A 9398-nucleotide genomic window follows, 5' to 3' on the forward strand; every position below is an offset into this window, starting at 1 on the left:
TTCCTCCCCTTTCATGGGATGGACGTGTCGTGCCTTCAGTGCGGAAGCGTTGGTTTGTGAGTGTCAACCGGGGGAATACAAGCCGGACCCCGCGCTCCTTGCAGCATTGGGCCGCCAGCCAAGACGTGGACGCGGTAGACGCCAAAAGAGTGCCGGCGACGGGTTGTCGCCGGCACTCTTTTGGCTTGGCGGGCCTGGTTACTTTAGACAGCTGAGCCCGCGGAGGCGGTTGATCCTTCCTGACCGAGGGCAGCCTGCCCAGGCTTGGGGGTGGGCTGGTAGGCCAGCAGCTTCCAGGATGAACCCACGCGGATCCACACGGCTAAGGCGGTGTTGTCCAATGCTGTAGGCGTGCCCCGGATGGTCAGATCGGCGTGCATTTCTCCCATGACGAGGGCTACATCGCCTACTATTTTGACCTGCTCCACCGGATGATCGATCCTGTGATAGGCGTATACACCCTGCCRGCACTTGTCGATGTAGCCGCTGAGGTCATCGCGTTCCCCGTTTGAATGCGCGTAGACGAGGTCCTGATGGCAAAGTTCGGCGAAGGCGTCGAAGTCAGACCTGAGTACTGCCTCGTAGCGGCGGTCTTCGAGGGACAGGATCTCCTGTTCGTCTGAAGAATGGTGATCGGGCACGTGGGGCTCCTTCCGATCCAGGGCGGGCTGAAGGTTAGATGAGTCCACGGATGCTGCCGCCATCCACGCCCCAGACGGAACCGGTGACGAAGCTGGTCACCGGGCTGCAGAGCAACGCGATGACGCGCGCTACTTCCTCCGGAGTGCCGAGCCGTTCCAGGGGCAGCTGGCGGAGCTTCATTTCATGTTCGACGGCTGCCTGGCGTTCCATCCCGTGCAGGGTTGCGAACGTGTCAGCAAAACCGCCAGGCTTGGTCCAAAACGGTGTCCAGATGGGTCCCGGTGCCACGGCGTTGACCCGGATCTTCGGGCCCTCTGCGCGGGCGATGGACTTCGTCAGGGCCAGGACAGCTGCCTTGCTGGCGGAGTAGTCGACAGGCTGGGCTTCAGGTTGCCGGGCCAGATCGGATGCATTGTTCACGATGCACGGCGCTGGTGATTCACGGAGCGCAGGCAGTGCGGCGCGGATGGTTCGCACGTAGCTCATGAAGTTCAGCTCCATCGTCAGCGCCCAGTCTTCATCGGTGATCTGCTCGAAGGTACGGACCGCCCCGGAGCCGACGTTGTTGATCAACAGGTCGAGGCCGCCGAGCTGGCTGATGGCCTCCGCGACGGCGTTGGTCGTGGCCTCCCCGTTGGTGAAGTCCACGACGGCGGGGACGATCCGGCCAGGGTGGTCAGCGGCCAGTTCTTCGAGCTCGGTGAGGGCCGATTTGTCGATGTCCAGGGCGGCCACGGTGGCCCCTTCGGCGGTCAGCAGAAGTGCGGTCGCTCGCCCGATGCCCTGGGCGGCACCTGTCACGATGGCTTTCTTGCCGGTCAGTTCCAGTTCCATGAGATGTACCTTTCGGTGTTCGCTATTGCAGTGCTTAGTTGTGGTGCGCGGAAGAGCCTTCGGTCCCGGTCCGGAAATCAAAACCTGTGGTCAGGCCCCCGTCAGCTACAACGGTGGTGCCGAAGACGGCCGAGGACTCCTTGGAGAGCAGGAAAAGTGCCGAATTGGCGACTTCGTCCGCGCCGGTGATGCGCCCGAGGGGCTGCCGCGCCTCACGGGTGGCCAGGAATTTCTCCGGGTCGCTGGCCGAGGCCAGGTGGCGTTCGAAAAGTCCCGCCCGCATGGGCCCCGGTGCCAGCAGGTTGAATTGGATGCCCGTACGGGCGTAGTCCAAAGCAATGGTTCGGACGGCTCCGGTGAGGGCGGCCTTGGACGACGCATAGGACGCCAGCTGCTGCTCCGCGAAGTGGGCATCGACGCTGGTCACCACGACCACGGAAGCGTGCTCCGCTTTCTGCAGGTGCGGCATCAGCGTTTTGAGGGCGATGACGTTGCCGAGGACGTTCACCTCCCAGGTCCGCTTCCACGACTCCAGCGTTTCTTCCTCGAGCGTGCCGACACCAAGGATCGCTGCTGCGGCGATCAGCCCCAGTGATCCGTTGGCGCCYGCAGTGGCCGTTTTGGCTACTTCCTGCCAGGTCGCCTCTTCTGCGACGTTGCCGACGATGTGCTGGTACCCGGGTTGGTCCGTCAGCTCTGCGGGGCTGCCTCCGAGGTCCACACCGAAGACGTGGCTTCCCGCGGACAGTAGTGCCTTCGCGCATTCCAGGCCCAACCCACTGGCTGTGCCCGTAACGATGACATGGTCGGGAAGAGTGAGTGTCCAGTCAGTCATAAATTCCTCCGTTACTTGCCTACTGCTGCAGCGCAGTCAGCAAGGTTGGCTTTGGTGATCGTCTTGGGGGTCAGATAGTTGTTCTTCTCCACACTCTTGCCTTCGAGGACATCAATGACAGCCTTGGCTGCGAACTCGCCATCCTCGATGGGGCTTTGCAGAACCGAGGCGTACTGGACTCCCTTTTCAATGCCGGTGTAACCCTCGGTGGAGCAGTTGGAACCGACCATGGCCAAGTCCGTGGATTTCAGGCCGGCCCGGTCAGCGGCGACGATGGCGCCGGCGAGCATGTTGTCTGCTTGGGCGTAGATGCCGCGCAGGTTCTTGTTCCCGAACTGGGTGATGAGGCTGGAAGCTGCGGATGTGGCCTGGGTCTGGTCCCAGTTACCCGGCTGTGAACCGGCGATGGTGATTCCAGGGGCCAACTTTGCCAGCTCGTCCTTGAAGCCTTTGGTGCGGTTGATGGCCGGCGGGGTTCCGGGTACACCTTCGACGATAACGACCGAGCCCGAGTCGCCGAAGCCTTTCTCTTTGAAGCCCGCGATCATGGCCTTGGCGGCCTCCTGGCCGTTGGCGTAGTCATCGGGCCCGGTGAAGGTGTTCCAGAGGCTGTCATCGTCGGACTGCGGGTGTGAGTTGGTCACGACCACCGGGATTTTGGACTGCTTGAGCCGCTGCAGGGACGGCATGATGGCGGTCGCATCGGCGGGCCACAATACAACGGCGTCAGGGCGTGTGCTGATGGCCTGGGTGACCTGCTGGGCCTGTTCGGCGGCGTTGAAGTCGTTGACGACGACCGTCACCTGGACGCCTGCGGCTTCGGCGACCTTCTTGAATTCTTCGGTGTGCTTGGCGCAGTAGTCACAGCTCTGGGCGACGGTCAGCAGGGTTACCTTCTTGCCTTTGACGTCGGTTGAACCGCCGCCGGCGTTCGGGGCTGCTGCTGGCGTTGATCCACAAGCTGCCAGGAATAGTGCAGAGGTGAGGGAAAGGGCGACAGCCAGTCTCTTCATTGAGGTGGTTTTCATGGTGATCCTTAGTGGTTGGTTGGTACGCGGGGTTGGGAGGTGGACATGCTGTTCTCGACCGACTTGTTCACGATGCGGTTCAGCGGGCGGTCGATGACAACGATGAGGAGGAGAATTCCGCCGTTGATGAGCTGGATGATGGCGGTTGAGGTGCCTTGCAGGCTGAGGCCGTTGCCGACCACGGCCAGCAGCATGGCTCCGGCGGCGACGCCCGGGATGCTGCCCTTGCCGCCGGTCAGCGCAACTCCGCCGATAATTGCTGCAGTGACGGCCTGCAGGAGGGTCGCTTCGTCTGATCCGGGCGCCCCTGATGCCAGGGTCAGTCCCTGAAGGGCGCCTGCCACGCCGGCGAACAGACCGGAGATGACGAACGCCAGGATCAGGACCCGGGTCACCGGAAGGCCGGACGCTGAGGAGCGTTGGCGGTCGCTGCCCACGGCGCGGATTTTCACACCCGACCACGTCTTGGCCATGAGCCATCCCGCGGCCACGACGAGAACCACGTACAGCAGTGCACGGGGTGAGACGATCTCGGCGATGGCCTGGTCCAGCCAGAGCCCCGGTTCAAAGTCGGTGAGGGTGACGATCTTGCCGCCCGCAACGGCGAAACCCAGTCCAATAGTCAGCACCAGGGTCCCGACGGTGACAGCCAGAGACGGTACGGCGTAGTGGGCGGTGAGCCAGCCGTTGAGGACCCCCACGGCGGCGGCGACGGCGACGGCGGCAGCCACACCGAGGGGTATCCCGGCGGTTTCACCTACCCTGACCGCGATGAGCCCGGCCAAAGGGATGGTCCCGGCGATGGAGAGGTCGAATTCGCCGGCGATCATGACGATCGAGAGACCGGTTGCGACCAGAGCCAGGACGGCGAAGGACTGCAGAAGGGAGTAGAGGTTGCCGGCGTTGAGGAAGGCCGGGTCGGTCAGTGCGAAGGCGATGAATGCGAGGACTGCCAGCGACCATGCCAGAAGTGTCCGGAAGTGCCAATAGATTCTAACCACGGGATCAGCGCTTTCTTCCTGATTGACGGTTGGATGCGATGCCGGTTGCTACCACGGCCAGCAGGACGAGGACCCCCTTGAAGATGAGCTGGACTTCGTAGCTGAGCCCGAGCAGGACCAGTGCGTTGCCGAGCAGGCCGACGAGGACGGCCCCGGTTGCAGCGCCGACCGGATTCCCTGTTCCRCCWTTGACGCTGACGCCGCCGACAACGACAGCCGTGATGGCATCGAAGCCGAAGGTGCCGCCCAGCTGGAGGTTTCCTTGTCCCGATTCAGAGGACAGCAGCCCGCCGGCAAGACCTGCCATGGCGCCCGAGGCGATAAAGGCAAACAGGATTACCGGCCAGGCACGCATTCCTGAGACAAGGGCTGCTTTTTCGTTCAGGCCCACGAGGGTTACCCGCCGGCCCAGCACGGTGTAGCGGTGCGTCCACCAGGCGAGCACTGTAAGCACGAAGAAGGCAAGCACCTGGACGGGTACGACGCCGAAGATGGTTAACTCGAAGACGCTGGCGTCGCCTGCGCCCTGCACATTGCGTCCACCGGTCACGATCTGCGCAAAGCCAATGAGGATCGCTGCGGCTGCGATGGTAGTGACGATGGGGTCAGTGCCCAGGCGCCCGACGAAGAACCCCTGCACTGCACCGGCGAGGGCCCCGAACAGGACGGCGGCCGCCATGGCGGTCCATGGACCGGTGTGGAGGAGGGAGGCGAAGACGATGGTGGACACCGCGACCATCGCACTGACGGACAGAGCGAATAGCCTGCCGACGATGGTGATAATGCTCAGGCCGACGGCGGCAATTCCCACCAGGGCAACTGAGAGGACCAGCGCACGCAGGTTGGTGACCGTGGCGAACTCGTTGACGAAGATGCAAGCCAGGATGAACAGCAGAACGGTGGTCACCGCGATGATGGCTGAACTGTCCGTCGTGATCCGTTTGATGGTTTCAGCAAGGGGTGTGGCTGGTGATGACGGTTTTTGTGCCGTCGACCGTGCCGCGATTTTGGTGTTCATGCTTTGGCTCCGTGAAGGATTTCGATGAGGATCTGGGAGTCCGTGACATCGGTTGTACGGTTGCTGCTGACCGGGCGGCCGCGGAACATGGTGATGACCCGGTCGGCCAGTTCGCGAAGCTCGACGATGTCGCTCGAATAAACGATGACGATGACGTTGTTCGCGGAGAGCTGCCGGAGTGCACGATAGATTTCCGCGCGGGCACCGATATCTACGCCACGGGTCGGCTCGTTCAGGACCAGAACATCGGGTTGAGTGGCAAGGGCCCTGCCGATTGCGATCTTCTGCTGGTTGCCGCCGCTGAGGGATCCGACGGGAACCCGGATGCGTGACGGGTCGAAGGCCACATTTGAGGCAATGGAACGGGCGAGGTCCGTTTCCAGCTCTGCCCTGATGGTGCCCAGTCGGCTCACGCCGGCCAGTGCGCCCGAGCTGACGTTCTGGGCGACACTGCCGCTGAGGAAGACACCCTCCAGGACGCGGTCCGCGGAAACGTAGGCAATGCCGTGTTTCTGGGATTTGGGTCGGGTCAGGGCTGACAGCTGAATCTCGTTCAGTTGAATGTCCCCCGCGGTCACGGGGATGAGGCCGACCAGGGCTCGAACAACGTCATCAGCTCCGGAGCCTATCTGGCCAAAGAGCGCGGTGACCTCCCCGGCCTGCGCGGTGAAAGAGACGTCCGAGAAGCGGTGTCCGGAGGCCAGTCCTCGGATGTCCAGCTTCCGGCGGCTTTCCGGAGCAAAGTCTTCCTTGACGTGGATCGCCTCCCCCGCTGTGTGATCTTCGCCCAGCATGTGCGTAACAACCGAATCCATGGTGAAATCGGCCGTCGGGCCGCTGGCCACCACGCTGCCGGAACGCATGATGGTGATCCGGTCAGCCAGCCGGAAGACTTCGCCCATCCGGTGCGTGATGTAGACGATTGACCGTCCGCCTGCCACAAGCGACCTCACGACCTCATGGACCCGTGAGATTTCAATGTCCGACAGAGTGGCGGTGGGCTCATCCAGGATCAGGGTGCGGGCATCGGCGACGAGCCCGCGGGCAATCTCAAGCAGTTGGCGTTTTGCCAGCGGCAATGCCTCCACGGGCATGTCCAGATCCAGGTCTTCAAGACCCGCAGAAGCCAGCGCGGACTGCATCCGCTCCTGCAGTTTTTCCCTGCGCACCAGAAGACCTGAGGTCCGGCGCATGCTGAGAGCCATATTGTCCCGGACGGACAGCTCGGGGATCACTGAGAGTTCCTGGAACACCATGGCTACATCGGATGATCCGGCGCCTCCCGGGAATGTCACCTCGCCGGTATCAGCTGTAACTACACCGGCTATCACTTTGACCAGGGTGCTCTTTCCGGCGCCGTTTTCTCCCAGCAGCGCGTGCACTTCACCCGCCCGGAAGTCCACCGAAACGTCGTTCAGCGCCTTCGCCCCGCCGAAGCTTTTGCTGATCCTGCTCACAGAAAGCAGGACCTCGGTACTAAGGACCACGTTGACCTCATTCCGTTTGATTGGTTCGAGGACGACGTTAAGTGATTCAACACACAGGTGTCAAGTAAAAGATTACATGTGCACCATTCCTGTAAACCTCAAGTCGCCGGTCAACGCACCATGGAGGGGTCCTTAGAAAGCGCGTTCTCTTGCGAATTAAGGCCGTCCCTCTGTTGAATATGCGGTAAGAGAAGGCTGGGCGCAGGCTCTGTCGCGCAATCAGACCGCGCGGATTGTGTCAACTATCAGTTGACGGCCACCCTGCTGTCAATTACCTTGGAATGAGGCTGGGCCAAGAATCATCAGCTCAGGTTTGGCATTCCCTAACGAAGGCCCGGCTCAACGTCGTGAAGACGCAGCGTTGGGCAGGGACATCTGGGCGAAATCAGACTCGTGGCGGCCGATAGCCCCCACCACTTTAAGCAAGGAGAGTGCTCCGTGGATAACGCCACTGCAGCCGAGAAATACAAGATCGAAACCTTGGAAGCAAAGCGCTACCAAGCCGTAGTCGACGGTGATTACGACGCCTTCGAGGGCCTATGCCACCAGCGCCTGGTGTACACCCATTCGCTGGGTGACCGTGACACGCTGAGCAGCTACCTGGAAAAGCTTCGCAAGGGCTTCTACAGGTACCACCGGATCGACCATCCCATCGAAGACATCGTCCTGATTGGGGACACCGCACTCGTACTGGGACAGATGAACGCGGACCTCACTGTCAACGGAACCCACAAAACGCTTGCCAACAGTGCACTCTCGGTATGGATAAAAGAGGGCGAGAGCTGGAAGTTCCTTGCGTACCAGCCGACTCCCCGCAAGCCCGCGGCAGCCTAGACCCCGCAACCCCTGCTCGCGCCAACGAAGGAAGAACCATGAACCAGGCTTTTGTTTACGACGCCGTGCGTACCCCCTTCGGCAAGTTGGGCTCAGGCCTCGCCGCCGTCCGCCCGGATGACCTTGCAGCGCACGTGATCCGCGAATCCGTGAAACGCGCCCCCGCGCTGGACCCCGAGCGGATCGATGAGGTGGTGTTCGGCAACGCCAACGGGGCCGGCGAGGAAAACCGCAACGTCGCCCGGATGGGAACCCTGCTCGCGGGCCTTCCGGTGTCCATTCCCGGTACCACGGTCAACCGGCTTTGCGGGTCCTCCCTGGACGCGGCGATCATTGCCTCGCGCCAAATCAACGCGGGCGACGCCGACCTGGTGCTGGTCGGGGGCGCCGAGTCCATGTCCCGCGCCCCGTGGGTGCTGCCCAAGACCGAAAAGCCGTACCCGGCTGGGGACCTGACCCTGGCCTCCACCACGCTGGGCTGGCGGCTGGTGAACCGGGCCATGCCGAAGGACTGGACCATCTCCCTGGGCGAGGCCACCGAACGGCTCCGGGAGAAGTATGGCGTGACCCGTGAGCAGCAGGACGAGTTCGCCGCGGATTCTCATAACCTGTCCGCCGCGGCGTGGGACGAGGGCTTCTACGACAACCTCGTCGTCCCGGTCCCGGGCACGGACCTGGTCCGCGACAAGGGGATCCGTCCCGGGTCCTCGGCGGAGAAGCTCGCCGGGCTCAAGACCGTGTTCCGCACCGGGAACGGCACCGTCACAGCCGGTAACTCTTCCCCGCTAAACGACGGCGCCTCTGCCGCCTGGATCGGCTCTGAGAACGCCGCCGGCTGCTCGGGATGGAGCCGCTGGCCCGGATCGCCGGGCGCGGCGCGCACGGCAATGACCCGCAGTACTTCGGCTACGCCCCGGTCGAGGCCGCGAACAAGGCCCTCGCCAAGGCCGGCATCGGCTGGGACCAGGTCGGCGCCGTCGAACTGAACGAGGCGTTCGCTGCGCAGTCCCTGGCCTGCATCACCGCCTGGGGCATCGACCCGGAAATCGTGAACCGGCACGGCGGCGCGATCGCCATGGGCCACCCGCTCGGCGCCTCCGGCGGGCGGATCCTCGGCACCCTGGCCCGGTCCCTGCAGGCCTCCGGGCAGCGCTGGGGCGTCGCCGCGATCTGCATCGGCGTCGGCCAGGGCCTCGCCGTCGTGCTCGAAAACGTAACTTCCCGCGATGCGGCATAGAGGACAGGGCTAAGAGAGATGCTGAATTTCATCGACACCGTCGGCGAGGCAGTCGCCGGCATCAAGGACGGCTCCACCGTGATGATCGGCGGGTTCGGCAACGCCGGGCAGCCGTTCGAGCTGATCGACGCGCTGCTGGAGTGCGGCGCCACCGACCTTACCGTGGTGAACAACAACGCCGGCCAGGGCGACCAGGGCCTTGCCCTGCTCATCAAGGAAGGCCGGGTGAAGAAGATGATCTGCTCCTTCCCGCGGCAGTCCGACTCCTGGCACTTCGACGCGAAGTACCGCGCCGGCGAGGTTGAGCTCGAACTGGTCCCGCAGGGAAATCTCGCCGAGCGGATCCGGGCCGCCGGCGCCGGGATCGGCGGTTTCTTCACACCCACCGGTTACGGCACCATGCTCGCCGAAGGCAAGGAAACCCGCTACCTGGACGGCAAGTGGCAGGTGTTCGAGACCCCCATCCACGCCGACGTCGCCCT

At 63.3% G+C, this 9398-nt stretch carries 9 protein-coding genes and 1 pseudogene; 3 read left to right on the top strand and 7 right to left on the bottom strand.

Annotated features, from left to right (window positions below; all coding sequences use genetic code 11):
• Nucleotides 1–203: 203 nt before the first annotated feature.
• The 7 genes from AC1DR1_RS22295 to AC1DR1_RS22325 are packed head-to-tail and all read right to left on the bottom strand — an operon-like array spanning nucleotide 204 to nucleotide 6845.
• On the bottom strand, nucleotides 204–641 hold the full coding sequence (locus AC1DR1_RS22295) for a nuclear transport factor 2 family protein (RefSeq protein WP_476993353.1): 438 nt from the start codon (nucleotides 639–641) through the stop codon (nucleotides 204–206).
• Nucleotides 642–675: 34 nt separating this feature from the next.
• The gene (locus AC1DR1_RS22300) at nucleotides 676–1476 is read right to left on the bottom strand and encodes an SDR family NAD(P)-dependent oxidoreductase (protein ID WP_476993354.1); all 801 of its coding nucleotides are present in this window, start codon (nucleotides 1474–1476) and stop codon (nucleotides 676–678) included.
• 34 nt (nucleotides 1477–1510) lie between these two features.
• On the bottom strand, nucleotides 1511–2311 hold the full coding sequence (locus tag AC1DR1_RS22305) for an SDR family NAD(P)-dependent oxidoreductase (RefSeq protein ID WP_476993355.1): 801 nt from the start codon (nucleotides 2309–2311) through the stop codon (nucleotides 1511–1513).
• 11 nt (nucleotides 2312–2322) lie between these two features.
• A complete protein-coding gene (locus tag AC1DR1_RS22310) occupies nucleotides 2323–3339 on the bottom strand; it encodes a sugar ABC transporter substrate-binding protein (protein ID WP_476993356.1) in 1017 nt (338 codons plus the stop codon).
• An 8-nt stretch (nucleotides 3340–3347) separates the two neighbouring features.
• On the bottom strand, nucleotides 3348–4340 hold the full coding sequence (locus AC1DR1_RS22315; RefSeq protein WP_476993357.1) for an ABC transporter permease: 993 nt from the start codon (nucleotides 4338–4340) through the stop codon (nucleotides 3348–3350).
• 4 nt (nucleotides 4341–4344) lie between these two features.
• Nucleotides 4345–5358, bottom strand: a complete 1014-nt coding sequence (locus AC1DR1_RS22320) for an ABC transporter permease (RefSeq protein ID WP_476993358.1) — start codon at nucleotides 5356–5358, stop codon at nucleotides 4345–4347.
• A complete protein-coding gene (locus AC1DR1_RS22325; protein ID WP_476993359.1) occupies nucleotides 5355–6845 on the bottom strand; it encodes a sugar ABC transporter ATP-binding protein in 1491 nt (496 codons plus the stop codon). The genes AC1DR1_RS22320 and AC1DR1_RS22325 overlap by 4 nt, the downstream gene beginning before the upstream one ends.
• A 438-nt stretch (nucleotides 6846–7283) precedes the next feature.
• Here AC1DR1_RS22325 and AC1DR1_RS22330 point away from each other — a divergent pair, with 438 nt between their 5' ends.
• From AC1DR1_RS22330 to AC1DR1_RS22340, 3 genes and pseudogenes are all read left to right on the top strand, one after another.
• On the top strand, nucleotides 7284–7679 hold the full coding sequence (locus tag AC1DR1_RS22330) for a nuclear transport factor 2 family protein (RefSeq protein ID WP_229993601.1): 396 nt from the start codon (nucleotides 7284–7286) through the stop codon (nucleotides 7677–7679).
• Between the two features lie 38 nt (nucleotides 7680–7717).
• Nucleotides 7718–8916, top strand: a pseudogene (locus AC1DR1_RS22335) (thiolase family protein).
• Between the two features lie 18 nt (nucleotides 8917–8934).
• A partial coding sequence (locus AC1DR1_RS22340; protein ID WP_476993360.1) for a 3-oxoacid CoA-transferase subunit A occupies nucleotides 8935–9398 on the top strand: 464 nt, incomplete at its 3' end.

The sequence above is a fragment of the Arthrobacter sp. P4_F10 genome (genome assembly GCF_056401435.1).